The following is a 23,913-nucleotide window of genomic DNA, read 5'->3' on the forward strand; positions in this document are numbered from 1 at the left end:
AAACGACATGCTGAAAAAATGTATCGACCAGGTGAACGCGGCTGCCGGCCGCACCCTCAGCCAGTCCGAAATCAAGTCGATTGATGACCGGATTGCCGGCACGGCCGCAACGCTGGCCCGCCAGGACCGCGCCGCCTGGCTGGCGCTCACGCCCGCCCAGCGCACCCTGGCCGCTGCCGAGCGCGCCATGCAGGACGCCCGCGCTGAAGCACGGCTCAAGCTTCAGCGCCAGCAACTCCAACTGATAAAGCGCGCCGATGTGGACGCCGAGATTGCCAGCATCCAGGATCTGTTCGGGGACAGCCGGTCCCGCGCCCTGGTGCGGCACATGGAGCAGACGGACGCCTACATCAAGGGCGTCAAGGACCAATACTGGTCCCAGTTGCGCAGCCTGTTCGACGCCGCGGCCTCGTCCGAGGGTGTATCGGCAGGGCGCCGCGCGCTGCAGTTCCTGTTCGACGTCGAAAACCCGCAGATGACGCGGGATCTGGCTGTCGAGGTGTTCGCGCGTGGCGAGGGCGGCACGGGCAACCGGCTGGCCGTGGAGGCGGCCAAGGCCTGGGGAACGACGGTCGAGACGATGCGCCAGCGATTCAACAACGCGGGCGGCGACGTCGGCCGGCTGGAATACGGCTACCTCCCGCAGGGCAGTGACCAGGGCCGCGTGCTGGCTGCCGGCCAAGACGCCTGGGTGAAGCAGACGCTGCCGAAGCTGGACCGCAGCCGCTACGTGCGCCCTGATGGCAGCCTGATGGATGACGCGGAAATGACGGCGTTCCTGCGCGCGACCTGGGAAACCCTGTCCTCGGGCGGCCTGAACAAGTTGGAGCCGGGCGGGTTCCGAGGCACCGGCGCGCGCGCCAACCGGGGCAGCCAGGCCCGGCAGCTCCACTGGCGCGACGGCCAGGCCTATATCGAGTACATGGGCGAATTCGGCCAGGGCAGCATGTACGACGCCATGAACGGGCATATCTCCGGGCTGGCGCGCGATATCGCGCTGGTCGAGCGCTACGGCCCGAGCCCGGCGCACCAGTTCCGCGTGCAGGCTGATATCGCCGAGAAGCAGGACGGCGGCGTCAAGCGCTCATTCATCAACCAGCCCGAGGCCTATTTCGACGTGCTGACCGGCAACGCCGGCGCCGTGCAGAACGCTAACCTGGCGCGCGTCGCGGCGGACCTGCGAAACCTCAATGTCGCCTCCAAGCTGGGCCGCGCGGTCTGGGCGTCCCTGTCCGACATTCCCACCTACCTGGTGACGGCCGGCTACAACAAGCTGCCCTACTGGCAGGCGCTCAAGAACATCGGCGGCCAGGCCAGTGGCGAGACGCGGGAATTCCTGAACGCGCATGGCCTGATCGCCGAATCCCTGGTGTCCGACCTGAACCGCTTTTCGGGCGACCACATCCGCAACAACTGGTCCGGCAAGGTCGCCAACAGCGTCATGAAGCTGTCCCTCATGAACGCCTGGACCGACAGCATGCGCCGGGCTTTCCAGATGACCATGATGGGCGGCCTGGGCAAAATGGCCGGCAAGGAATGGGGCGCACTGACAGAATGGGACCGCTCGCACCTGGCGCGCAAAGGCATCACCGAGGACGACTGGGCGGTCATCAGCAAGGTGCAGCCGACCGAGTACCGCGGGCAGCAATACCTGACGCCCGAGTCGATCATGGCCACGGGCGCCGACAACGCGCCGCAGCTGGTGTCCAAGGTGCTGGGCCTGATCCGCGACGAGTCGGAATACGCGGTGATCAATCCTGACCTGGCCACCCGCGCGGCGCAGACCTGGGGCGGCCAGCAGGCAGGCACCATCGGCGGCGAGCTCGCCCGCTCGGTCATGCAGTTCAAGAGCTTTCCCATGGCCATGATTTCCCGGCATTACCGGCGCATGCTGGACGCGCCGCGCGGGCTGGATGGCGCGCCGGCGGCCGCTAACCGTCTGGCCTACGGCACCGCCGTCATGTTGGGCACCACCATCGCCGGCGGCATCGCCTTCCAGATCAAGGAAATGCTGTCCGGCCGGGATCCGCTGGCGGTGAACAGCGGCCGGTTCTGGTCCGAGGCTCTGCTGCAGGGCGGCGGCCTGTCCATCGTGGGCGACATGCTCTTCCAGGACCCGCGCGAAACCCCGGGCGGATTCGCCGCATCGGTGGGCGGCACCGTGCTTGGCCCGTCTGCTGGCACCCTGTTCGACGTGGTGGGCCTGGGCGTCGAGAACGCATGGCGCGCGGCCAGCGGCGACGACCTGAACCTGGGCGCCGGCGCGGCGCGCACGATCCGCGGCACGCTGCCGTATCAGAACCTGTGGTGGCTGTCCGGCGCCATCGACCACACCTTCTTTCACGCCTTGCAAGAAAACCTCAGCCCGGGATACTTGAGCCGTGTGGAACGCCGCGCCGCGCGCCAGCATGATCAGGATTACTGGTGGCAGCTCGGCCCGGGCCTGCCGGAGCGCGGCCCCGACCTTTCCCGTGCCTGGAGTCGATGATGCGCCAAGACCAATTTGAACGCCTGACCGAATACGCCGAGAAGCTGATCGACGTGCTGGTGCAGGAGATGAACCCGGACAACTGGCCCGGGCATGGCGTCGACCCGAATATGATGGATGCGCAGACGCGCGGTGATCGGTTCTGGGCGAAGAAAAACCCCATCGCCACTGTCACGCTGGCCATGAAGCTGAACAGCCTGATCGACCTGACGCGGCGCCAGACGGCGGGCGACGGCGGCGCGGCGGCGGTGGACGATCACCCCGAGGCCGACGACGGGCTGGAAGGCGAGGTCAAGCGGGCAGAGAAGGAGGCGGCCAAGTTCCTGGAGAAGGTCCAGAAGGCGGCCGGCGCCACGCGATGAAGCGCAAGATTTCCTTCCTGGCCTTCTTTTTGATGTGGTCGAAGGTGCAGGGCTGGACCGTCCCCGACCTGCACGTCCGAATCTGCCACTGGCTGGACACATGCAGCGAGCCGGTGCGCGTCCTGCAGGTCTTCCGCGGCGCTGCGAAGTCCACGATCTACGCGGTATACAAGGCCTGGCAGCTCTACTGCGATGGCACATGGGTATCGCTCATCTGGGCGGCAGACGGTCCGCTGGCCAAGAAGCTGACGCGTGACACCATCAACGTGCTGCGCCGGCACCCTCTGTGCGGCGGCATGCTGCCCACCAAGCCGGGCTCGCAGATGTTCTGGGTGTCCGGGTCGAACGACCCGCGCAACGCCAGCATGACCGCCGTGGGCGTAAATCAGAACGTCACCAGCGCCCGCGCGCGTGACATCGACTACGACGACGTCGAGGTGCCGAAGAACATCAAGACGGCGGACGCCCGCGAGAACCTGCGCGCCAAGATCCAGGAGGCGACCTTCATCCTGGTGCCCGGCGGGCAGGAGACCTACATCGGCACGCCGCACACGCACGATTCCATCTACCCGGAAATGATCGCCGGCGGTGCGGCGTCGTTGACCATCCCGCTGCTGGAAGACCAGATCCGGTACGAGGAAACGACGAAGCGCACCCGCTACCCGGTGCCATTCAAGCCGGCGGCGGACGGGCTGTACGTCATGCTCGGCATCTACAAACATGCGCGGCTACTGGTGGAAGGGCGGGACTACCGCTACGAGCGCGGTGAGGTCGTATTCGCCAAGCCGCCCGGCGGCGCCGTGCTGGACATCTACGCGCGATGCGCATGGCCGGAGCGCTTCACGCGCGCGGAAATCGAGATCCGGCGCAAGAAGACCCGGACGCTGAACTACTGGGACTCGCAGTATCAGCTGCAGGCCAAGCCCATCAAGGAGTCACGATTGGACCCCGAAAAGATCAAGCCCTATGCCGTGCATCCGCGCGTCGAGCTGGCCAACCGGGCGGTGCGCATGATGCTGGGCAATGTCCAGATCGTCAGCGCGCGCGCCTATTGGGATTGCGCCCTGGGCAAGATCCGCGGCGACGTGTCGGCCTTCTCCCTGGTGCTGGACGACGCGGCGGGGAACATCTACTGGCACGTCGCCGAGGCCATGATGGGCGAGTTTGCCGAGTTCTCGGACGCGCGCAACGCCAAGATCATCGGCGGCCAGGTTATGCAGGCCTGCGCTCTGATCGAGCGGTTCAACATCCCCAACGTCTATGTCGAGACGAACGGCAACGGCGCCTTCGTTCCCCAGCTCCTGCGCCAGGCGCTCAAGCAGCAGGGCTTGCGCTGCGGCGTGACCGACATCCAGGTGGGGCAGAACAAGAACGCCCGCATCCTGGACGGCCTGGAACCGCCCATGAAATCCGGCGTCATGTGGGCGCACGTCGACGTGCTTGACGGCCCCATGTGGGACCAAATGAAGGACTGGAACCCGGAGATCAAGGAGCAGCCTGACGACTACCTGGACAGCGGCGCTGGCGCGATCCTTCAGGCACCGGTCCGCATCGGCCGGATGGTCAGGGAAAAAGTCGGGATTCCGACCGGTCATGGGCGGGAAGATTGGCGCCCAACAGGGGGTGTGCACGAGGTCACCCTCGAAACCTAGCCGCCGGCGGGCCCGGCGCAAGAGTCGGAGCCGCCACCGTGACCGTCCCCCAGCAGCCAACGCGCACCGCCCATGTCGGCAATGGCGTCACCACCGTATTTGCCTACGATTTTCTATGTCTCGCCGCGCGCGATCTTCAGGTGATCGTAGCGGGCGCCGTCGTTGACCCGTCCGCCTATACCGTGTCCAACATCGGGCAGAGCAGCGGCGGGGACGTGACCTTCCTTGCTGCGCCAGCGGACCAAGCCCAGATCGTCATCCAGTTGGACATGGTGCTGGACCGCGAGACGGACTATCAGACCAATGGCGACCTCTTCGCCAAGACCGTCAATTTCGACTTTGACCGGTTGTGGCTGGCCATCCAGCAGGCGTTCGGATTCCTGAATCGAGTGCCGCGGCTGGGCGATTCCGACGTTGATGGCGCAGGCGCCTACCGCGCGAAGGGAAATCGCATCCAGGATCTCGGTGATCCGATCGCTGACCAGGATGCCGTGAATCGTCGTTCGATGTGGGAATACGTCGAGACGGCAATCGCTGGCGTGGTGGGCGGGTTCGGCTGGTTCCTGCAATCTGGTGTCGGGGCTGTCTACCGGACCTTCCAGGCCAAGATGCGCGACAGCGTCAGCGTGAAGGATTTCGGAGAAGTTGGACTTGGCAATCCGGGTGATGAGGTCGTCGTGCAGAAGGCGCTGGACGCCGGTCATCCTGTCGTGGTTCTTCCTCCGGGAACCTACCGCTGGGCCGGGAATGGCCCCACGGTCCGGTCCGGGACCAAAGTCATCGGGCAAGGAGCCATCATCATCCAGGGCAATTACGACGCCTCGGCCACGGGATCGGTCGGCACCGAGTATTGCGGGTTCCGGGTTGAACCTGGTTCAACGGGGATCGAGTTCAACGGCCTTGATCTGCGCGGACCCTTCTACGGGCTCACGGTCCAGCCAATCTATCGGTCCATCGGTATTAGCATCTCGGGCCGCTACGACCAGTATTTCTACAACAACCCCAACTACCCGGCCAATCCGCCGACGCCTGTCTCGGGCACCTCGTCGGACATCGTGGTGCGCCACTGCGTCATTGAAGGCTGGGGCCAGTCGGGGATCATCGCCGACCAGATCGATCGATTTTCCGCGAGCTTCAACCGCATCCGACACTGCGGCCGTGACGGTGTGCGCATGTACGGCTGCCGTGAATTCGACGTGACCAGCAACAAGATCGAGTACATGGCGCCCGGCTTCCCCGCCGAGGGCATAGACCCCAACAACAACGTGTATGGCATCACGGCGACTCGAATCTACCACTGCACGAACGCCGACGGCACGCTGACGGACTATCGCAACAGCGCCTATGGGCAGATCGCCCTGAACGTCGTGCGCCATTGCCCGTCCTGGAAGGCGCTGGACACGCACGGCGGTACCGACATCACCTTCGCAGACAACGTCATCTTCAATGCCCACATCGGCATCGGGCTGGACAAGGGCGGATTCAATGCGGCGGATGGCTATGCCCCACCGCGCCGCCTGAAGGTTCGCGGCAACATCATCATCGCCGCCCCCTCGAACTCCGCAGGAAACCGCGCGGGCATTTTCGCGGTGGCCCACGATGCGACCGAACAGAACATCGGTGAGGATCTGGAGCTGACCGGGAACCATGTCGAAGGCTTTGGGCAGCAGGTTATTGATGGAAACGTGGTCGTCAGCAACTACCGGCGGGTGGTGATCGGTGATTTCACGATCCGCGGCGGTCTTCGCGCCGGCATCAACTTCCAGAACACCGTCGAGGAATACACGATTGGAAAGGGCGTGATTCAGGACATCGGAATCACGTCCGGTGGCGCTTGTACCGGCATCAATTCGCAGGCGGCGACGCAGCGTGGTGTCATTGACGGCGTGGTGTTCCGCAAAACGGATACTGCCGACACGATGATCGCCATCAGCGCGGCTAGCCCGAGCGCTGGGTATGGCGCAAAGGTCGGCATGGATCTTTCCTTTGTGGGCAACATCACGCCGTTCAATTCCACCGCCGCGTTTATCAGGCAAGACAGTCCCTTCGTGCAAAAAAGCCTTGCGGTGGGGAACATCAACAACAACGGCACGGCGACGATTGTGGTCGCGAAGGGAATCGCCTCTGTCACCAGGACAGGTGTTGGGGTGGTGCGGGTGGTGCTGAGCACCCCAGCCACCACGAATCAGACCCTGTTCCCCCAAGCTACAGGCAAGGGCACGTCCCCGATATCGGCTATGTGCTCGATCATCGACGCTTCCACTATAGACGTCACGACCCGCGATAACGCGGGGGTGGCAGTTGACGCCGCTTTCTTCTTTGCGTTGACGGGGTTCTAAGCAACATGGACCACGATCTTCCTGCGCGCGTTTCACGCCTGGAACAGCGCGTCGACAAGTACTACTACTGGGGCTGTGGCGTGGCGGCAGCCGTCGTGATCATGAGCGGCGGGTACGTCTGGTACGCCAATGAGGGCGTGCGGCGGATGGAAAAAATCGCCGACATGCTGACAACGTCTCAGATCGGACAGGCGACCATGCAAGTCGATATCGCCGTGATGAAGCGGGAGCAGGAACGGCAGGACCGCGCCTGGAAACTTCTCTCAACCCTCTTAAAAAAGGGGAACTCGGATGTTTCAAGTTCCCAGGAGCGTGAATAGATGCAACTGAACTTCGACACGGCATTCGACCGGCTCATCGGTCACGAGGGCGGCTACAGCAACCATCCGGACGATCCTGGCGGCGAAACGATGTGGGGCGTCACGGTCGCGGTGGCGCGCGCCAGCGGATATGCCGGACCGATGCGCAGCATGCCGCGCGAGACCGCCAAAGCGATTTACCGTGCGCAGTATTGGGACAAGGTGAAGGCCGACAGCCTGCCGTTCGCGGTGGCGTTCCAGGTGTTTGACGCCGCGGTGAATCACGGCAACGGGCAGGCGGCCAAGTTCCTTCAGCGCGCGGCCGGCGTGGCGGACGACGGGATCATCGGGCCCAAGACGCTGGCGGCGATCACGGCGCGCGGTGCGGCGTCCATCCTGCTGCTGTTCAACGCGGAGCGCGAGCAGTTCTACACCGATCTGAAGACCTGGCCCAGTTTCGGCAAAGGCTGGTCGCGGCGCGTGGTCGCCAATCTGCGGTACGCCGCCGGGGACATCTGATGAACTTCGACTGGAAGGGCGCTCTGGGTAATGTAGCCCCAATGCTTGCCACAGCACTGCTCGGGCCGTTGGCTGGCGGTGCCGTCGCCGCGATTACCGAGGCGCTGGGCTTAGGGCCCGATGCATCAGACGCAGAAATCGCTAAGAAGCTGGCAACCGCCAGCCCTGACACGCTCCTGCAGATCAAGAAGGCCGAGCAGGATTTCGCCACCCGCATGGCGGAACTCGGCTTCAAGAGCGAGGCGGACCTTGAAAAGATCGCGGCAGACGACCGGGCCGACGCGCGGCACCGCGAGATTGAGCGCCAGGACTGGACGCCGCGAATCCTCGCCTACCTGGTGACCGCCGGATTCTTCGGCATGCTGTCGGTGATGGTGTTCGCCGCGATCCCGGCCGCCAGCAAGGAACCGCTGTACATCCTGCTCGGCTCGCTGGGCACGGCATGGACCAGCATCATTTCCTACTACTTCGGCAGCACTGCCGGCGGGCAGAAGAAGTCCGAGTTGCTGGCCAAGACGAAACCATAGTTTCAGGTCGTCTGGTAGTTGACTGCCTTGTGCGTGCGGGCTGACGCGGGCCAAGCCTCCATTTCAGCTATCGCCGTTTCGATCTGGCCGATATCCAGCCCCTTCAGCCGCTCTGGGTCGAACTCGTGCCACCGCAGCGCGGCCAGCCGGCGGCGGATCGACTCATCTTCGAACCGCCATTTGAAGTGTTTCGCCGGCGTTCCCACCACGATGGAATATGGCGCCACATCGCGGGTCACGACGGAGCCCGTTGCTACGACCGCGCCATCCCCGATTGTGACGCCGGACATGATGTAGGCGTTGTCACCAATCCACACGTCGTGACCAACAAGAACTCGAATGCGGCGAGCCGGGTCGGCGAACTTCAGGACAGGGGGATTGCTGTTCGTCTGAAAGAATGGGCTGGTGGAAAGGGCGCTCAAGTCATGCGCGCCCGATCCAAGTGTCACGTTGCGCCCGATGGAACAGTAGCGGCCGACGATCACAGAGCTTCGAACGAATCCGCTGTTCATGTACGACTGAAAGCCGAAGGCGGCGCCGGCGAGGACTTCGCACTTCCCGAGGGTCACACCCTGCTCAAACCTAAACTTTCTCGGCTCGTAACCGTCGAGGACGGTCAAACCCATGGCCGCAAATTTCTTGTTTTTCATCCCTTCCCTCGGTGACCCAACTATATGGCGGGTTCGATTCTAGCCTTTGGCGACCTGCACCCGCTCCGCCCGCTTTGCCACCCAGAACCAGTGGCTGAACTTGCCGCGCTTGGCCTTCTGCTTGCGGAAGAAGATGCGGACGCGGCCGGCGTGGCGGGCGTCGATTTCCACCGGGTATTCCCGGTCTTCGGCGGTCGCAGCGGGCGGGAGTGTCTTCAGCGCCTCGCCGACGTACTGCCCGGGGACCTGCTCCAGGATTCCGTTGTCGTTCATGCTCAGTCCAGTTTGTTGGCGATCTCTGTGGCGCTCTCGCGGTAGTAGATCATGAGGCTGCGCGGGTCGCGGTGCCCCACCATGCGCGCCAGCTCCAGCAGCTCCAGCTTCTTGGCCAGCCGGGTGATCGCCGTGGCGCGCGCGTCGTGGAAGGTGGGGCCGTCGACCTTGGCAAGCGCCTTCCCCTGACGGAAGTAGGCGTCGCGCAGCCCGGCGTTCACGGTGAAGACCTTCTCTTCGTCGATGCCGGCCATGGCTTCCAGCAGCTCCATCGCTCGCCGCGACAGCGGCACATCCCGGGCGTCGCCGTTCTTCGACTTGGGCAGATGGAGCATGCGCCGTTCCAGATGCACGTGCTGCCATTCCAGCGTCAGGATCTCGCCCGAGCGCATGGCCGTTTCCAGGGCCAGCAGGAACGCGACTGCCGTCTGCTCGCGTTTGTCCTTGGGAGTGCCGCCCTTATAGCCCAGCGCGGCCACGATGCGCTCGGCCTGGCCCTCCTGGAAGATCGTCTTGCGCGCCGGGTTGTCCTTCGGCTTGATGACGTCGGGCCAGGGGTCATGGTCCACGTACCGCCATTCGCCCAGCTTGGCCCTGGTCCAGATGGCGCGCAGCAAGCCGATCTCGCGCAGCACCGTGGCGCCCTGGACCTTGGCAAGGCGGCGATCCCGCCATGCCGCCAGATCAGCGGGTCCGATGTCCTGCATGACCATCTTGGCGACCTGATCCGTCTTCATGGCCGCGATCCGCGCCCTCTCCCACCTCTCGCCCGCCTTCTCCGGGCTCACCTCGTCGGCGTACCGCTGCATGACGTCGGCGAGCGTCCAGCGCGTGACCTTGCCCGCGCGCACGTTCGCCAGCTCCAGCTCGCGCCGGTTGGCCCAGTCCATGGCCTCTCGTTTGGTGGAAAAGGTCTTGCTTTCGCGGTGGCCGTTGCGGGCGACTTCGGCCCGCCACGAATCCCCGCGCTTTCTGAAAGTGGGCATTGGCGTAATCTCTGGCGTACGTTTGGCGTACGAGATTAGCAAAAACAGTGGTGGGATGTGGTGCCGAGTGGCGGGGCGGATTCTGACCGGCACCACCAAACGCCTATGAAGATGGCGTAGGGTGGCGTAATGTGGCGCGGGGTGGTGTTACGGGGTGGTGCCCGAGACCGGAATCGAACCGGTACGGCCGCGAGGCCGAGGGATTTTCTTACCACTTCGGCTTTCGCCGCCAGCAAGGGCTTGCTGTTCGTGGTCTGGAGCACGCCTTCACCATAGCCTGTTGGCCTTAGGTGCCCGCCGTCTGCTCTCTACACCTTCCCCGGTTGTGGAACCGGGGCTTGGCTCGGCGTTAGCGCGGAACGGGTCCAGGGCCTTCGCCGAGTTTGACGGGCTTCACCTTTGGAGTTTCCTCCGAAGGGCTCAAATTAGTTCAAGTCCCTTGTGTCTACCAATTTCACCACTCGGGCGTTGCGCGGCCCGTGGCGGGCCGGCAGCGGGCGAGACTATACCATCTTGCCCGCAGGGATTTTGCCGGGCAACGCCAAAGCGAGGGTAATCACGAAATGAATCGCACGGGCGGGCGGGGGCGTTCGTCCACGGTCAGCGAGAAGATGTCGGGGCGGGAATAGTGGCCCACCACGTCGAAATCGTAGCGGGCGCGCACAAGGTCCGCCGTGTCGATCCGGGCGGTCAAGAGGCCCGTGCCGCCACGCAGCGGACCAGCCAGCACGTCGCCGAGCGGCCCGACGATGACCGAGCCGCCGTTGATCAGCGGACGGCCGGCGTCCCAGCCGGGCACGTCCACGCCCAGGTCGGCGGGCGAGGGCTGCACCTGGCAGGCGCTGACGACGAAGCAGCGGCCTTCGTGGGCGATGTGGCGCATCGAGCATTGCCAGATGTCTCGTTCGTCGACCGTGGGCGCGCACCAGATCTCGACGCCCTTGGCGTACATGGCGGTGCGCAACAGCGGCATGTGGTTCTCCCAGCAGATGGCGCCGCCGATCCGCCCCGCCGCGGCGTCGATGACGGGCAGGGTCGAGCCGTCGCCCTGGCCCCAGATCAGGCGTTCGGTGCCGGTCGGCATGAGCTTGCGATGCCGGCCGGCCAGGCCGATGCCGGGTTCGAAGAACAGGGCGGTGCAGTAGAGCGTGTTGCCGCCGCGCTCGATCACGCCCACGACCAGGCTGGCGCCCATGCGCTGGGACAGGCCGGCGAGCGCCTCGGTCTCGGGGCCGGGCACGTCGATCGCGTTGTCGTAGTAGCGCGCAAACGCCTCGCGTCCTTCGGGGAGCCGGTAGCCCAGCCGGGTGCCGAAGATCTCGCCCTTGGGGTAGCCGCCCAGCAGCGCCTCGGGCATGACCACCAGCGAGGCGCCCGAGGCGGCGATGTCGGATTCGAACGCAAGGATCTGTTCCAGGGTGCGGGCCTTGCCCTCGGGGGCGGAGCCGATCTGCAGGGCGGCGACGGTGGTGGAGGTCATGGCGATTCCTAGGCGGAAGTGGGCGGGAGCAGGTAGTGTCTGGCCCGTCCTAAAATCAATCAATCCCGCCTAAAGATAAATGATATGAACCAGATCGATATCGAGTCGGCCGACCTGAACCTGCTCAAGGTCTTCGAGGCCATCTATGACGAGGGGGGCGCGGGCCGGGCCGCCTTGCGGCTGGGCGTGACGCAATCGGCCGTGAGTGCGGCGCTGGGACGGTTGCGCGTGCTGTATGGGGACGCGCTGTTCACGCGTACGGGGCGGGGCCTGACGCCCAGCCTGCGCGCCCGCGAATTGCGGCCGATCATCGGCGAGGCGCTGGACAAGGTCCGGCAGAGCCTGTCGCTGGTGCGCCCCGGCGCGCAAGGCTATGAGGGGCGGTCGGTGACGCTGGGCCTGTCGGACGATTTCGAGATCGCGCTGGGGCGCGAGGCGATCCACGCGTTGGCGGACAGCGCGCCCGGCCTGCGCATCATTTTCCGCCAGACGCACAGCAGGCTGGCGGCCGAGATGCTGATGGCGCGCGAAGTGGATCTGGTGATCGCATCGGGCGGCCTGACCGCGCCGGCGCTGCAGCACGTGACCGTGGGGCAGGGCGGCTATGCCTGCCTGCTGGATCCGGACTCGCTGGCGCCGGGCCAGTCCAGCCTGACGGTCGACGAGTTCACGCGCCGCCAGCATGTGCTGGTGTCTTCGGGCGGCTTTATCGGGGTGGTGGACGAAGTGCTGCACGGCCTGGGCCTGACGCGCCGGGTGCAGGCGTCGACCACGCATTTCTCCGCGCTGGCTTTCCTGCTGCGCGGCGGAGAGTCGCTGGCGACGCTGCCGACGCATGCGGCGCGCGGCCTGGCCGAGGCGTCGGGCCTGCGGCTGCTGCCGTGCCCGGTCGCGATGCCCGGGTATGCGATCGAAATGGGCTGGCGCGGCGACGCCTTGCGCGATCCGGCGGTGGCGGCCGTCAGGCGTACCCTGCTGGGCCTGCTGAACAGTTTTGACTGGGCGGCCACCTAGAAACACATCGCGGCGATTTGCGCGCTGCGCTTATTTGCGGCCGAACAGGCGGCCCAGGAGTCCGCGCGGAGCGGCCGCGGCGGCTTCGGCAGCCAGCGCATGCTTGAGGGACAGCTCCTGGAAGTGGGGCTTGCCGTTCTGCTGGTAAGAGGCCGATGCCTGACGGAAGGCCATGGCCGACTCGGCATGGCGCTTCATGTGGCCGTAGGTTTGGCCGCGCGAGTACAGGGCCCAGCTGCGGAAATCCGGATCCAGCGCGATGAGGCGGTCGCAGGCGGAGAGCGCCTCATCGTACCGGGCTGCGGCGACCAGCGCATTGATGCGGTCGGCATGCAGCGCCCCGTTATCCGGCCAGCGTTCCATGGCCCGGTCGGCATCGGCGACGGCTTCGGCTGCGCGGCCCAGGCCGGTCAGCGCCTCGATGCGGGCGCGGCGCCATTTCAGCCAGTCCGGATCCAGCGAGATCGCGACTTCCGACAAGGGCAGGGCTTCGTCGTAGCGTTCCAGCCGGTTCAGCATGTCGGCGGCGTTGCCGGGCAGGAAGTCGTTGCCGGGCGCAAGCGCGTAGCCGCATTGGTAGCAGGCCAGCGCCTCTTCCCAGCAGCGCTGGTCGCGCTGGGCATTGCCGGCCACGAACAGCAGTTCGGAGTCGCCGCTGGTGAGCGGGTCCAGTCCCTGCAGGACCTGTTCCGCCAGTTCGGGATCGCCGCTGCGCACATATTCCCGGGCCTGTTCGCGGCGGCCGTCCCAGCCGCTGTCCGACAGCGCGTCCAGATGCCGCCACAGCGGCGCCGCCTCGTCAGCCCGCCCCAGCCGATGCAGCGAACGCGCCTTGCCTTCCAATGGCCAGTCCCAGTCGGGTTCGCGGCGCAGCAGGCTGGTCCATTCTTCGACCGCGTCTTCGTGGCGTTCCAGCGCCTGCAGGCAGGAAGCCCGATTGTGCTGGATGGCGTTTTGTTCGCCCAGGATGGCGCGGGCGCGGTCGAACATCGCGATGGCGTTGTCCAGGTCGCCCAGGCGGCGGTAGTTGTTTCCGGCGTCGTACAGGAAGTTGCCGTTGTTGGGCGCCAGCGCCACGGCGCGCTCATGGTAGGGCAGCGCATCCCGGTAGCGGCCGGCGTTATGCAGGTTCGATCCGATATAGCAGTGCGGCGCCGCGGCAGAGGGCCGCACTTGCGAGGCGGCGGTCCAACTGGCGATGGCGTCGTCAAGCCGGCGGTCGTTGATCAGCAGGTAGCCTTCAGCCATCAGCAGCCCGAAGTGCGACGGCGCGCGTTGCCGGGCGTCGCGCAGGATGCGCCAGGCTTGCTCGCGCTCTCCCGCGTCGTAGAGCGCGGTGGCGCGCACGCGGATGGCATCGCTGCATTGCGGGTCCAGCGCCAGCGCGCGGTTCAGGTCCGCATCCCGTTGCGCGTGCGCGCGGCGCTTGTCGTGATAACGGGCGCGCAACGCCCACATGACCGCCGAAGCGGGCTGTTCGCGCAGCCCCTGTTCGCACAGGGCCAGCATCTGCGCGTCGTCGTGGCCGTCATCGGCACGGTGTATGGAGTCGATCAGGCTGGACATGCGGTTCCGTATTCAGGGGGGCGGGTCAACGCGCCAGGGCGCCGGCTTCGTGACGGCAGCTGTAGGGGCGGTCTGCGCGGGGGATGTCGTCGCTGCCGCACTGCCAGCGCCGTATGCCGCCGCCCTTTTTTTCGGAGCGCAGTTCGGGCAGGTAGACCAGGTGCTTGCCGCCCAGCGTGGGCGCGTCCGCCGTGCCCGGCTCACCGGCGATGGTGAAGCGCAGCACGCCGTTGACCGGGTTCACGTCCAGCTTGCTGAAGCCGCTGGCTTGCAGCGAAGCCTGCGTCACGCCGAGGGCGGCCATGTCGGGCGCGAACGTCCGCGTGCGCTGGTAGTGGCTTTCCGCCAGCCTGCGAACGGGGTCCGACACCTGGTCCAGATGGATGACCTCGGATCGCAGGGGATTGTCGCCCTCGTCCTTGTCCAGTCCGACCACGCCGATGACCACGCCGGCCAGGACCAGGGCCGCGACGCCGAACAAAACGAACAGGAATTTGCCGGCGCCCGTGACGGTGCGGGCCTGGGCCAGCGCGGGCAGCACGGCGCGGGGATCGGCCTGGCTGGATATCACATGCGTGCCCGCCAAGGCGTTGTGCATGGCGCGTTCGCCAAAAATGGTCTGCTGCAGGTGGTGGAAGATGCCCGGCAGCGCCACGTTCAGCGTGAATTTCAGGTTATGCCGCCAGATCGCGCGCAACAGCCCGGGAGCGCTGCCCTTGCGGGTGACGACCCGCAGCTTCAGCAGCCGCTTGCCGGGCGAACCATTGCCCCAGGCGTCCATGAAGGCGGGCAGCAGCCAGCCCAGCAGCCCCGCCGCCGCCATTAGCACCAACGGCCGGTTTTCGCCCGTCAGGCCTTGATAGGTATACGAGGCCGCCAGGCACAGGACGGCGATCGCCGCCAGCATGAAGAGGGCGTCGATCGCCGTGGCGCCAAGCCGCGGCCAGATGCCGGGAAACACCGGGGCATTGCCGGTCCGGGCACGCTGGGCTGGCGGCGCGGCGGATTTGACCGGCAGGGGGCTATTGCAGCTGAAGCACACCGTGTGGGCGGCCGGATTCTGCCAATTGCAGCGGGGGCATTGCATGGAGCGTGTGGCGCGGATATCGGGGCCGGGGCGGCGGGACTGCGGATGATACGCGGGTCTACCGGTTCCGGCGAATGGCGACCGGCCTGGATCGCCGGGAGGCCGAAAAGCCGGCTGCGGCCGGGAAAACCCCGATCCCGGCCGGGGTAGCCCAGGGACGACACTTTGCGCCATGAAGCCGACCCCGCCCGCCCCGCCCATCCGAGATATCGATCCCGTTTCATTGCGCCTCTTCCTGGCCGCGCTGGAAGAAGGGAGCCTGGCGCGCGCCGCCGCGCGCGAGAACATCGTGCCGTCCGCCGTCAGCAAGCGCATGTCGGAAATGGAGGACGCGTTCGGCGTGCCGCTGCTGGAGCGCGGCGTCAAGGGCGTGCAGCCGACGCCGGCCGGCGACGCGCTGGCCGCGCACGTGCGCCGCGTGCTGGAGGATATGGACCGCATGCGCCGCGACATGGCGGGATTTGCGACCGGCGTGCGCGGGCATATCCGGCTGGCGGTGAGCTTTGCCGCCCTGTCGGGCGACCTGCCGGCGCAGATCCAGTCGTTCCGGCGCGCGTATCCGCAGATCGATATTTCGCTGGAAGAAGACACCACGCAGACGGCGTTTCGCGCCGTGCTGGACGGCCAGGCGGACGTGGCGGCGGGGTCCGATTTCGGCCACGAGGGGCTGCAGGTGTTTCCTTTTGGCCGCTGCGAACTGGCGGCGGTGGTGCCGGGCCAGCACCTGCTGGCGGACCGCGAGGCGCTGGACTACGCGCAGTTGCTGCCGTTCGAGCAGATCGAGCTGAACCGCGACAATGGCATCAGCAGCGTGTTCGAGCAGGCGGCGCGCGACGCGGGCATGACGCGCCGCATCAGCGCGCGCGTCAGTTCGCACGAAACCATCTGCCTGCTGGTGGCGCGCGGCATGGGCGTTGCCGTCGTGCCGCATTACCTGAAGCCGCGGCTGGCGCATCTGGACATCCGCTTCATTGCGCTGAAGGGGCCGTGGTCCAGCACGCCGCTCTGTATTGCCGTGCGGGATCCGGACGCACTGTCGCCGGCCGCGCGGGCGCTGCTGGCGCACCTGGGCGTGCTGCCCGCTGCGACGGCGTGAGCGGCGCCGCGGGTCAGGGCTAACCCGGACGTTCCGAAACGAGAATGCCCCCGTGCTGAAAGACCGCTACCCGCCCCGGCCGCAGGCCCCCGATCATGGGGGCATGCTGGCGGGGGAGGCGGGCGAGCTTCCGATCCTGCCGCCGCGCATCCGTCGAACTGGCAGGCAAGAGGAACCGCAGATGACAGCAGCACCGGCTTCACCCTTCATGGACAGCACCGAACTGCCCCTGCGCGGCATCAAGGTCCTGGAGCTGTCCCACATGATCATGGGGCCGGCCGCCGGCCTGTCGCTGGCGGACCTGGGCGCCGAGGTGATCAAGGTCGAACCCATCGACGGCGACCGCACGCGGCGGCTGAAGGGGTCCGGCAGCGGCTATTTTCCGGTCTTCAACCGCAACAAGCAGAGCCTGGCGATCGACCTCAAGTCGCCGGCGGGGCAGGAGGTCGTGCGCAAGCTGGCGCTCCAGAGCGACATGATCGTGGAGAACTTCCGCGACGGGAGCCTGGCGCAGTACGGGCTGGACTACGAATCCCTGTCGGCCGGAAATCCGCGGCTGATCTATGTGTCGCTCAAGGGCTTTCTCTCCGGTCCCTACAAGCACCGCACGGCGCTGGACGAGGTGGTGCAGATGATGGGCGGGCTGGCCTATATCAATGGCGGCGCGGACACGCCCCAGCGGGTGGCGGCCTCCGTCAATGACATCCTGGGCGGCACGTTCGGGGTGGTGGGGGCGCTGGCCGCGCTGCATGACCGCCACGCGACGGGCCGGGGGCGCCATGTGCGATCCGGCCTCTTCGAAAACAACCTGCTGCTGGTGGCGCAGTTCATCGCGCAATTCCAGTTGACGGGCGCCGCGCCCCGGCCCATGGGGGCGGAACGCAAACCGCCATGGGGCGTGTACGACGTTTTCGAGACCGCCGACGGCCGCGTGTTCGTCGCCGTGGTGGGCGATGCGCAATGGCGCAGCTTCGCGCAGAAATTCCTGCCGCCCGAATGGTCCGCGGACCCGCGCCTGGCCACCGCCGTCGACCGCGAGGCCGCCCGGTCGTGGCTGGTGCCGGGCGTGGGCGAAATCCTGAAGACCTGGAAAACCGACGAGCTGTGCGCCGCGCTCGAGGCCGCCAATCTGTCGTATGGCCCGATCCGCCAGCCGCACGACCTGCTGGACGACGCCCACCTGAGAGCGGGCGGCGCGCTGCTGCCGACCCGGCTGCCGGACGGCGGCGAGATCTCGGCCGCCGCGCTGCCCATCGAGTTCGATGGCCGCAAGGCGGGCAAGCGGTCCGATCCGCCCGGCCAAGGCGCCCAGACCCACGCCATTCTGCAGGGCCTGGGCCTGGATGCCGCGCGCATCGACGCCTTGCGCGCCGCGGGAGTGATCGCATGAAAACCGGGCATTAGCGCTTTACCCCTGTCGAGGCGGCGCCAGACCGCCAAGACGTCCATCGAAGAGGAGACACCCATGATCCGCAAACTCGTTGCGCTGGCCGCGCTGGCGGTCGCATGCGCCGCCCATGCCCAGGACTATCCCAGCAAGCCCATCCGCATCATCATCCCGTCCACGCCGGGCGGCGGCACGGATTACATCGGGCGGCTGATGAGCACCAAGCTGCACGAACTGAACGGCTGGGCCGTGGTGCCGGAGAACAAGCCCGGCGCCGGCACCGCGCTCGGCCTGGCCGAGGCGGCGCGTGCGCCCGCGCAGGGCTATGACCTAGTGATCGGCCAGTCCGACAACGTCACGCTGATTCCGCTGCTGATGAAAGTGGCCTACGACCCGGTCAAGGACCTGACGCCGGTGGCGCTGGTGGCGACCACGCCGATGGTGCTGCTGGTGGCCGAGGGCTCGCCCTACAAGACGCTGCCCGAGGTGATCGAGGCGGCCAGGAAGGCGCCCAACACGATCTCGTACGGGACGTCCGGCACGGGCGGCGGCGTGCACATCGCCATGGAAATGCTGCAGCACGCGGCCGGCTTCAAGATGCAGCACGTGCCGTACAAGGGGTCCGCCCCGGCGCTGGCCGACCTGATGGGCGGCCATCTGCAGTTCGCGGGCTCGTCGATCTCGTCGGCGGCCACGCTCATCAAATCCGGCAAGGTGCGCGCGCTGGCGGTGACCTCGCCCAAGCGCAACCCCGCCTTGCCCGACGTGCCCACGGTGGCGGAGCTTGGCTACAAGGATTTCAGCGTGGTGACCTACTACGGCGTGCTGGCCCCGGCCAAGACGCCCGATGCCATCGTCTCGCGGCTGAACAGCGATTTCAACACGCTGCTGGCGCGCCAGGACGTGAAGGAGGCGCTGGCGTCCCAGGGGCTGGAAACCGACCCCGTTTCCAGCGCGCAGTTCGCCGCGCTGATCCAGTCGGACATCGGCAAGGCGCGCCAGACCATCAAGAGCGCGGGCATCGTCATCCAGCAATAGGCCCGCACGGACGACAGGACAGCACATGAACCAGGAAGTCAGGCTTTGCGAAGTGGGGCCGCGCGACGGGCTGCAGATGGCCAAGGGCATGATGTCGCGCGCCGACAAGGTGCGCTGGATCCGGCAACTGGCCGATGCCGGCCTGCGCGAGATCGAGGTGGGCAGCTTCGTGTCGCCGCGGCGGGTGCCGCAGATGGCGGACACGGGCGACATCCTGCCCGAGGTCCTGAAGATCGATGGGCTGACCGTCTGCGCGCTGGCCTGCAACCTGAAGGGCGCCATCGCCGCCTACGAGGCGGGCGCGCACGTGCTGGCGTTTCCGGTGTCGGTCAGCGACACCCACAGCCGCGCCAACGTCGGCAAGGGCACCGACGCGCAGATCGCGATGCTGGAATCGATCGTGGACTGGATCCGCGCGCAGGCGCGGCCCATGCGCATCGATGCCGCCGTCGCGACGGCGTTCGGATGTTCGCTGGAAGGGCAGGTGCCGGTGCGGCGCGTGGCCGAGGTGGCCGCAGCGGCGGCGCGCGCGGGCGCCGACGAAATCGCGCTGGCCGATACGGTGGGCTACGCGCATCCGGGGCGGGTGCGCGAGGCGGTGCGCGCCACCCAGGACGCGGTGGGCGCCGCGCTCACCAAGCTGCACCTGCACGATACGATGGGGCTGGGCCTGGCCAACGCCCTGGCCGGGCTGGACGAAGGCATCCGCGCCTTCGATGCGTGCCTGGGGGGCCTGGGCGGTTGCCCGTTCGCGCCGGGCGCCTCGGGCAACATCGTCACCGAGGACCTGGTGTTCATGCTGGAAAGCATGGGCTACCGGACCGGGATCGACCTGTCCCGGCTGCTCGCCGCGCGGCCGCTGCTGGCGGGCGCGTTGCCGCAGGAAACCCTGCGCGGCGGCGTGGCCGCCGCCGGCATCCCAGGGACCTACTCAGGCGGATAGGATCAGCGGTACACCAGCACCGGCAAGGTGCTGTGCGCCAGCACCTTCTGCGTCTGGCTGCCCAGCAGGAAGGCCGCCACCCCGCCACGCCCGTGCGACGACATGGCGATCAGGTCGCAACCGCGCGTCATCGCCACGTCGACGATCACCTGGTGGGGCGAATCGCTCTCGCGCATTTCGGTGGCGCAGGCCACGCCCGCCGCGCTGGCCTTGCCGGCGGCTTCGGACAGGTAGGAGCTGGCCAGTTCGCGCGCCTGGTCTTCGTAGACTTTGCGCATGCCTTCGAGGTGGACGGTCTCGATGGAGGGCATCTGCAAGGCGCTGTACACCGTCAGCACCGTCACGCTGGCGCCCAGTTCGCGGGCGAGCGCAAGGCCTTGCTCCAGGCCGGAATTGGCCAGGCTGGATCCGTCGATGGGGATGAGTATGTGCTTGAACATGGCAACCTCCAGGGTGGAATCTGCGTCCATGGTACGCCCGCTGGGGACGGTTGCCTTTGATTTTGGCGGAAGCGGTGAGATTCGAACTCACGAACGGTTGCCCGTTGCCGGTTTTCAAGACCGGTGCAATCGACCACTCTGCCACGCTTCCGGGGTTTGCCGCGATATTGCGGCCGCCAGGCAAACATTCTGCCCGAACGAAAACGCGATATGCCGCAAAGGGCGCAATAATAATCCATTTGCTGCAAAGGAGGCACGCGATGCACGCTGTTGAAATCACCCGCCCCGGCGGCCCCGAAGTCCTCGTCCCCGTGGAACGTCCCACGCCCGAGGCAGGCGCGGGGGAAGTTCTGATCAAAGTGACCGCCGCGGGCATCAACCGCCCCGACGTGTTCCAGCGCAAGGGCAACTATGCACCCCCGCGCGGCGCTTCCGACCTGCCGGGCCTGGAAGTGGCCGGCGAGATCGTGGGCGGCGACGTGGCCGGCAGCGGCTTTGCCGTGGGCGACAAGGTGTGCGCCCTGGTGGCGGGCGGCGGCTACGCCGAATACTGCGTCGCGCCGGTGGCGCAATGCCTGCCCATCCCCAAGGGCTTGTCCGACATCGAGGCCGCCGGCCTGCCGGAAACCTATTTCACAGTCTGGAGCAACGTGTTCGACCGCGGCCGCCTGTCCGAGGGCGAGGCCCTGCTGGTGCACGGCGGCGCCAGCGGCATCGGCACCACGGCGATCCAGCTCGCCCGCGCCATGGGCCACAAGGTCTATGCCACGGTCGGCAGCGACGACCGCGCCCGCGCCGTCGAGGCGCTGGGCGCCGACAAGGGCATCAATTACAAGACGCAGGATTTCGTGAAGGAAGTGCTGGACGCCACCGGCGGACGCGGCGTGGACGTGATCCTGGACATGGTGGCCGGCGACTACATCGCCCGCGACATGCAGTGCCTGGCCGACGACGGCCGCATCGTCATCATCGCCCAGCTCGGCGGTTCGCATGCCAACGTGGACACGGCCCAGGTCATGCGCCGCCGCCTGACGATCACCGGCTCCACCTTGCGTCCCCGTCCGGTGGCGTTCAAGGGCGCCATTGCCCGCGCGCTGCGCGAGCACGCCTGGCCCTTGCTGGAAAAGGGGGCCATCAAGCCGATCGTCCACGCCACCTTCCCGCTGGCCGAGGCCGCCAAGGCCCACGCCATGATGGAAGGCGGGGAAAACATCGGCAAAATCATCCTGACTATGTAAGAAACGCGCGGCGTTCGGCGTATCGCCGCGCAACAGGATACAATCTCGGGTTTCGCCTGGAATTTTTTCCAGGCAGGCCCGTGGGCGGTTGCTGCACCCGGCCCCTCTTTCAGGTCCTCCAGGCCCGGTTCGGCGTGGGGCGTCTTGCCAGGGGCAACCCGAATCCGGCTCACCACCTCAGACCCAATCGTCAGACAAATTCGCCATGACTTCAGTCGAAAACCGCGCCCGCCTCGTGCTGGGCAACTGGAAGATGCACGGCAACCTGGCCGAGAATGCCGCGTTGCTGACCGAGCTTCGTGCCGCGGATGCTGCGGGCCACTGCGAAATCGGCATCTGCGTGCCGTTTCCCTACCTGGCGCAGGCCGCCTCGGCCCTGACCGGCAGCAGCGTGTCCTGGGGCGCGCAAGACGTCAGCGCGCACGACAAGGGCGCCTATACGGGTGAAGTCTCCGCATCGATGCTGAAGGAATTCGGCTGCCGCTGGGCGCTGGCCGGCCACTCCGAGCGCCGCGTGCTGCACGGCGAAACCGACGAGATCGTCGCCGCCAAGGCCCAGGCCGCGCTGGCCGCCGGGCTGACTCCCGTGGTCTGCGTGGGCGAATCCCTGGCCGACCGCGAAGCCGGCAACACGCTGGCCGTCATCGAGCGGCAGCTCAAGCCCGTGCTGGCCCTGGGCGCCGACGCCGTCTCCCGCATGGTCCTGGCCTACGAGCCCGTCTGGGCCATCGGCACCGGCCGCACGGCCACGCCCGAGCAGGCGCAGGAAGTCCACGGCGCCATCCGCGCCGCGCTGCGCGCCCTGGGCGCCGCCCAGGTGCAAGTGTTGTACGGCGGCAGCGTCAAGGCCGCCAACGCCTCCAGTTTGTTCGCCATGACTGATATCGACGGAGCCCTGGTCGGCGGCGCGTCGCTCGTGGCTGAAGAGTTTTTGCGAATTGCCGCCATCTAAGTTTCCGTTCCGGAGTCTGTAATGCCCCTGATGCTCAAAATCCTGCTGGCCGTCCAAGTGATCTCGGCGCTGGCTATCATCGTCCTGGTCCTGCTTCAGCAGGGCAAAGGCGCCGACATGGGCTCCGCTTTCGGTAGCGGCTCGTCGGGCAGCCTGTTCGGCGCCACCGGCGCGGCGAACTTCCTGTCGCGCGCGACCAAGTGGTCCGCCGTCGTGTTCTTCGCGTCCACCGCCGGCCTGGCCTATGTCAGCCACAAGGGCAGCAGCGGCCCCGCCGTGGACTCTGGCGTGATGCAGAGCTTCCCGGCCGACCGTTCGGTGCCGCAGGCGCCGGGTTCGGTGCCTGCCGCCCCGGGCGCCTCGTCGGTGCCGGGCGCTTCGTCGGTTCCCGGCGCAGCCCCCGCTCCCGCCGCCAAGCCCGACGCCTCGGTGCCCTCCGCGCCGGCTGCTCCGGCCGCGCCCGCTGCCGAGAAGCCGGCGGAAACGCCCGCCGCGCCGGCAAAGTAAGGTGGCAGGACAAGAAAGCCGGCGCATGCCGGCTTTTTTTTCGCTTGCAGCAATGACCTGATCCGCGCGGAGGCCCCATGGAAAAGCGATTGATGCCGTCGATGATGGCGCTCCAGTGTTTCGAGGCGGTGGCGCGGCACATGAGCGTCACGCGCGCCGCCGAAGAGCTCCACATGACGCAGAGCGCGATCAGCAAGCAGATCGCGCAGCTGGAGGCGCTGCTGCGCAACCCGCTGTTCCTGCGCGTGCGCCGCCGGCTGCAGCTGACCCCCGCAGGCGCGCTCTACCAGTCCGAGGTCAGGGCGATCCTGAACCAGGTAGACATGTCCTCGCGCTACATCCTCACCTACGGCAGCGAGACGCAGGTGCTGACCATCGGCACCCAGCCCACGTTCGGCGCGCGCTGGCTGATCCCGCGCCTGCAGCGCTTCATGGCGGCGCATCCGGACATCCAGGTGAAGGTGCGCAGCGAAACCCGGCCGTTCGACCTGATGCAGGCCAAGATCGACATTTCGTTCTTCTTCGGCCATGGCACGCTGCCCGGCGCGCAATGCCTGGAGCTGTTCGAGGCCGACGTCGTGCCGGTGTGCGCGCCCGGATTCCTGCGCGGCGACACGGTCGCCAGCCTGGAAGAATTGGGCGCCCAGACGCTGATCCAGTGCGCGTCGCGCCCGGAGGCCTGGCACGATTATTTCTCCCACCAGCAATTCCAGTCCGACCGCAGCTACCACGGTCCGCGCTTCGATACCTTCTACATGTGCGTGCGCGCGGCCGAGGGCGGCTGCGGCATCGCGCTGACGCCGCGCCTCTTGGCCGAAGAAGAGCTGCAGGCCGGCAAGCTGGTCATTCCCTGGGGCTATGTGCAGCCCAGCGGCGGCGCGTATTTCGTGGCGTATTCCGAACACTCCGCCGAGGTGCCGAAGATCAAGCAATTCGTGGCGTGGGTGCAAGACCAGGCGCGCCAGCAGGACGGCCGCGGCGGGCCGCGCGGGCGGTCCATGAAAAAACGGACTGACTAGGCCGAATTTTTTCATTTGATCGCGCCCCGCCGGGCGTGATTTCATGCGGGC

The 23,913-nt window shown here is 66.9% G+C and carries 23 protein-coding genes and 1 tRNA gene; 16 read left to right on the forward strand and 8 right to left on the reverse strand.

Going from position 1 to position 23,913, the window contains the following annotated elements; translation table 11 throughout:
- The first annotated feature begins 7 nt into the window (after positions 1–7).
- Genes BXA00_RS14985 through BXA00_RS15015 form a run of 7 tightly spaced genes read left to right on the forward strand, consistent with a single transcriptional unit; the run spans position 8 to position 8,186 of the window.
- A complete protein-coding gene (locus BXA00_RS14985) occupies positions 8–2,488 on the forward strand; it encodes a hypothetical protein (protein WP_076519208.1) in 2,481 nt (826 codons plus the stop codon).
- A complete protein-coding gene (locus tag BXA00_RS14990; RefSeq protein ID WP_076519209.1) occupies positions 2,488–2,850 on the forward strand; it encodes a hypothetical protein in 363 nt (120 codons plus the stop codon). The genes BXA00_RS14985 and BXA00_RS14990 overlap by 1 nt, the downstream gene beginning before the upstream one ends.
- Complete coding sequence (terL, locus tag BXA00_RS14995; protein WP_076519210.1) at positions 2,847–4,502, forward strand: phage terminase large subunit; 1,656 nt, start codon at positions 2,847–2,849, stop codon at positions 4,500–4,502. Before BXA00_RS14990 ends, terL begins: the two co-directional genes overlap by 4 nt.
- A gap of 38 nt (positions 4,503–4,540) precedes the next feature.
- The gene (locus BXA00_RS15000; RefSeq protein ID WP_076519211.1) at positions 4,541–6,841 is read left to right on the forward strand and encodes a right-handed parallel beta-helix repeat-containing protein; all 2,301 of its coding nucleotides are present in this window, start codon (positions 4,541–4,543) and stop codon (positions 6,839–6,841) included.
- A gap of 5 nt (positions 6,842–6,846) precedes the next feature.
- Positions 6,847–7,161, forward strand: a complete 315-nt coding sequence (locus tag BXA00_RS15005; RefSeq protein ID WP_076519212.1) for a hypothetical protein — start codon at positions 6,847–6,849, stop codon at positions 7,159–7,161.
- Between the two features lie 6 nt (positions 7,162–7,167).
- Complete coding sequence (locus BXA00_RS15010; RefSeq protein WP_083714435.1) at positions 7,168–7,659, forward strand: glycoside hydrolase family 108 protein; 492 nt, start codon at positions 7,168–7,170, stop codon at positions 7,657–7,659.
- Entirely contained in the window at positions 7,659–8,186 is a 528-nt protein-coding gene (locus BXA00_RS15015) for a hypothetical protein (protein ID WP_156902808.1), read from the forward strand. The genes BXA00_RS15010 and BXA00_RS15015 overlap by 1 nt, the downstream gene beginning before the upstream one ends.
- A gap of 2 nt (positions 8,187–8,188) precedes the next feature.
- Here the strand turns inward: BXA00_RS15015 and BXA00_RS29445 are convergent, their stop codons facing one another.
- From BXA00_RS29445 to BXA00_RS15035, 4 genes are all read right to left on the reverse strand, one after another.
- Positions 8,189–8,836: a CatB-related O-acetyltransferase gene (locus BXA00_RS29445; protein ID WP_083714264.1), complete on the reverse strand. Its 648-nt coding sequence runs from the start codon at positions 8,834–8,836 to the stop codon at positions 8,189–8,191.
- 39 nt (positions 8,837–8,875) lie between these two features.
- The gene (locus BXA00_RS15025) at positions 8,876–9,109 is read right to left on the reverse strand and encodes a hypothetical protein (protein ID WP_076519216.1); all 234 of its coding nucleotides are present in this window, start codon (positions 9,107–9,109) and stop codon (positions 8,876–8,878) included.
- A 2-nt stretch (positions 9,110–9,111) separates the two neighbouring features.
- Positions 9,112–10,095, reverse strand: coding sequence for a site-specific integrase (locus tag BXA00_RS15030; protein WP_076519217.1), 984 nt, complete (start codon positions 10,093–10,095; stop codon positions 9,112–9,114).
- Positions 10,096–10,651: 556 nt separating this feature from the next.
- Complete coding sequence (locus BXA00_RS15035) at positions 10,652–11,575, reverse strand: carbon-nitrogen hydrolase family protein (protein WP_076519218.1); 924 nt, start codon at positions 11,573–11,575, stop codon at positions 10,652–10,654.
- Between the two features lie 84 nt (positions 11,576–11,659).
- On the opposite strand from BXA00_RS15035, the gene BXA00_RS15040 reads away from it, so the two are divergent.
- Positions 11,660–12,589: a LysR substrate-binding domain-containing protein gene (locus BXA00_RS15040; protein WP_076519219.1), complete on the forward strand. Its 930-nt coding sequence runs from the start codon at positions 11,660–11,662 to the stop codon at positions 12,587–12,589.
- Between the two features lie 30 nt (positions 12,590–12,619).
- Here the strand turns inward: BXA00_RS15040 and BXA00_RS15045 are convergent, their stop codons facing one another.
- Positions 12,620–14,155, reverse strand: coding sequence for a tetratricopeptide repeat protein (locus tag BXA00_RS15045; protein ID WP_076519220.1), 1,536 nt, complete (start codon positions 14,153–14,155; stop codon positions 12,620–12,622).
- 25 nt (positions 14,156–14,180) lie between these two features.
- Positions 14,181–15,242 (reverse strand): RDD family protein, encoded by a 1,062-nt coding sequence (locus BXA00_RS15050; protein WP_076519221.1) that lies wholly within the window; start codon positions 15,240–15,242, stop codon positions 14,181–14,183.
- A gap of 172 nt (positions 15,243–15,414) precedes the next feature.
- Between BXA00_RS15050 and BXA00_RS15055 the strand changes: the two genes are divergently transcribed.
- The 4 genes from BXA00_RS15055 (at position 15,415) to BXA00_RS15070 (ending at position 19,706) form a co-directional block, all read left to right on the forward strand.
- On the forward strand, positions 15,415–16,338 hold the full coding sequence (locus BXA00_RS15055; protein WP_076519222.1) for a LysR family transcriptional regulator: 924 nt from the start codon (positions 15,415–15,417) through the stop codon (positions 16,336–16,338).
- A gap of 181 nt (positions 16,339–16,519) precedes the next feature.
- Positions 16,520–17,728, forward strand: coding sequence for a CaiB/BaiF CoA-transferase family protein (locus tag BXA00_RS15060; protein WP_076519223.1), 1,209 nt, complete (start codon positions 16,520–16,522; stop codon positions 17,726–17,728).
- Between the two features lie 75 nt (positions 17,729–17,803).
- Positions 17,804–18,763 (forward strand): tripartite tricarboxylate transporter substrate binding protein, encoded by a 960-nt coding sequence (locus BXA00_RS15065; RefSeq protein WP_076519224.1) that lies wholly within the window; start codon positions 17,804–17,806, stop codon positions 18,761–18,763.
- 25 nt (positions 18,764–18,788) lie between these two features.
- Complete coding sequence (locus tag BXA00_RS15070) at positions 18,789–19,706, forward strand: hydroxymethylglutaryl-CoA lyase (RefSeq protein ID WP_076519225.1); 918 nt, start codon at positions 18,789–18,791, stop codon at positions 19,704–19,706.
- A 2-nt stretch (positions 19,707–19,708) separates the two neighbouring features.
- On the opposite strand, the gene BXA00_RS15075 is transcribed toward BXA00_RS15070, so the two are convergent.
- Positions 19,709–20,146 (reverse strand): universal stress protein, encoded by a 438-nt coding sequence (locus tag BXA00_RS15075; protein WP_076521963.1) that lies wholly within the window; start codon positions 20,144–20,146, stop codon positions 19,709–19,711.
- A 63-nt stretch (positions 20,147–20,209) separates the two neighbouring features.
- A tRNA-Ser gene (locus tag BXA00_RS15080) sits at positions 20,210–20,297 on the reverse strand.
- A 109-nt stretch (positions 20,298–20,406) separates the two neighbouring features.
- On the opposite strand from BXA00_RS15080, the gene BXA00_RS15085 reads away from it, so the two are divergent.
- From BXA00_RS15085 to BXA00_RS15100, 4 genes are all read left to right on the forward strand, one after another.
- Positions 20,407–21,384: an NAD(P)H-quinone oxidoreductase gene (locus BXA00_RS15085; RefSeq protein ID WP_076519226.1), complete on the forward strand. Its 978-nt coding sequence runs from the start codon at positions 20,407–20,409 to the stop codon at positions 21,382–21,384.
- Positions 21,385–21,589: 205 nt separating this feature from the next.
- Positions 21,590–22,336: a triose-phosphate isomerase gene (gene tpiA / locus BXA00_RS15090; RefSeq protein ID WP_076519227.1), complete on the forward strand. Its 747-nt coding sequence runs from the start codon at positions 21,590–21,592 to the stop codon at positions 22,334–22,336.
- Positions 22,337–22,357: 21 nt separating this feature from the next.
- Positions 22,358–22,843, forward strand: coding sequence for a preprotein translocase subunit SecG (gene secG / locus BXA00_RS15095; protein ID WP_076519228.1), 486 nt, complete (start codon positions 22,358–22,360; stop codon positions 22,841–22,843).
- 77 nt (positions 22,844–22,920) lie between these two features.
- Positions 22,921–23,862: a LysR substrate-binding domain-containing protein gene (locus tag BXA00_RS15100; protein ID WP_076519229.1), complete on the forward strand. Its 942-nt coding sequence runs from the start codon at positions 22,921–22,923 to the stop codon at positions 23,860–23,862.
- Positions 23,863–23,913: the final 51 nt, after the last annotated feature.

Source organism: Achromobacter sp. MFA1 R4 (assembly GCF_900156745.1).
Lineage (GTDB): Bacteria > Pseudomonadota > Gammaproteobacteria > Burkholderiales > Burkholderiaceae_B > Achromobacter.

Excerpts from the sequence above, each read along its gene's own strand:
- BXA00_RS14990 (WP_076519209.1), top strand. The coding sequence starts at position 2,488 with ATGCGCCAAGACCAATTTGAACGCCTGACCGAATACGCCGAGAAGCTG.
- BXA00_RS29445 (WP_083714264.1), bottom strand. The coding sequence starts at position 8,836 with ATGAAAAACAAGAAATTTGCGGCCATGGGTTTGACCGTCCTCGACGGT.
- BXA00_RS15060 (WP_076519223.1), top strand. The coding sequence starts at position 16,520 with ATGACAGCAGCACCGGCTTCACCCTTCATGGACAGCACCGAACTGCCC.
- BXA00_RS15040 (WP_076519219.1), top strand. The coding sequence starts at position 11,660 with ATGAACCAGATCGATATCGAGTCGGCCGACCTGAACCTGCTCAAGGTC.
- BXA00_RS15075 (WP_076521963.1), bottom strand. The coding sequence starts at position 20,146 with ATGTTCAAGCACATACTCATCCCCATCGACGGATCCAGCCTGGCCAAT.
- BXA00_RS15005 (WP_076519212.1), top strand. The coding sequence starts at position 6,847 with ATGGACCACGATCTTCCTGCGCGCGTTTCACGCCTGGAACAGCGCGTC.
- BXA00_RS15025 (WP_076519216.1), bottom strand. The coding sequence starts at position 9,109 with ATGAACGACAACGGAATCCTGGAGCAGGTCCCCGGGCAGTACGTCGGC.
- BXA00_RS15035 (WP_076519218.1), bottom strand. The coding sequence starts at position 11,575 with ATGACCTCCACCACCGTCGCCGCCCTGCAGATCGGCTCCGCCCCCGAG.
- BXA00_RS15030 (WP_076519217.1), bottom strand. The coding sequence starts at position 10,095 with ATGCCCACTTTCAGAAAGCGCGGGGATTCGTGGCGGGCCGAAGTCGCC.
- BXA00_RS14985 (WP_076519208.1), top strand. The coding sequence starts at position 8 with ATGCTGAAAAAATGTATCGACCAGGTGAACGCGGCTGCCGGCCGCACC.
- secG (WP_076519228.1), top strand. The coding sequence starts at position 22,358 with ATGCCCCTGATGCTCAAAATCCTGCTGGCCGTCCAAGTGATCTCGGCG.
- BXA00_RS15065 (WP_076519224.1), top strand. The coding sequence starts at position 17,804 with ATGATCCGCAAACTCGTTGCGCTGGCCGCGCTGGCGGTCGCATGCGCC.
- BXA00_RS15050 (WP_076519221.1), bottom strand. The coding sequence starts at position 15,242 with ATGCAATGCCCCCGCTGCAATTGGCAGAATCCGGCCGCCCACACGGTG.
- BXA00_RS15085 (WP_076519226.1), top strand. The coding sequence starts at position 20,407 with ATGCACGCTGTTGAAATCACCCGCCCCGGCGGCCCCGAAGTCCTCGTC.
- BXA00_RS15045 (WP_076519220.1), bottom strand. The coding sequence starts at position 14,155 with ATGTCCAGCCTGATCGACTCCATACACCGTGCCGATGACGGCCACGAC.
- BXA00_RS15055 (WP_076519222.1), top strand. The coding sequence starts at position 15,415 with ATGAAGCCGACCCCGCCCGCCCCGCCCATCCGAGATATCGATCCCGTT.
- BXA00_RS15100 (WP_076519229.1), top strand. The coding sequence starts at position 22,921 with ATGGAAAAGCGATTGATGCCGTCGATGATGGCGCTCCAGTGTTTCGAG.
- tpiA (WP_076519227.1), top strand. The coding sequence starts at position 21,590 with ATGACTTCAGTCGAAAACCGCGCCCGCCTCGTGCTGGGCAACTGGAAG.
- BXA00_RS15070 (WP_076519225.1), top strand. The coding sequence starts at position 18,789 with ATGAACCAGGAAGTCAGGCTTTGCGAAGTGGGGCCGCGCGACGGGCTG.
- terL (WP_076519210.1), top strand. The coding sequence starts at position 2,847 with ATGAAGCGCAAGATTTCCTTCCTGGCCTTCTTTTTGATGTGGTCGAAG.
- BXA00_RS15015 (WP_156902808.1), top strand. The coding sequence starts at position 7,659 with ATGAACTTCGACTGGAAGGGCGCTCTGGGTAATGTAGCCCCAATGCTT.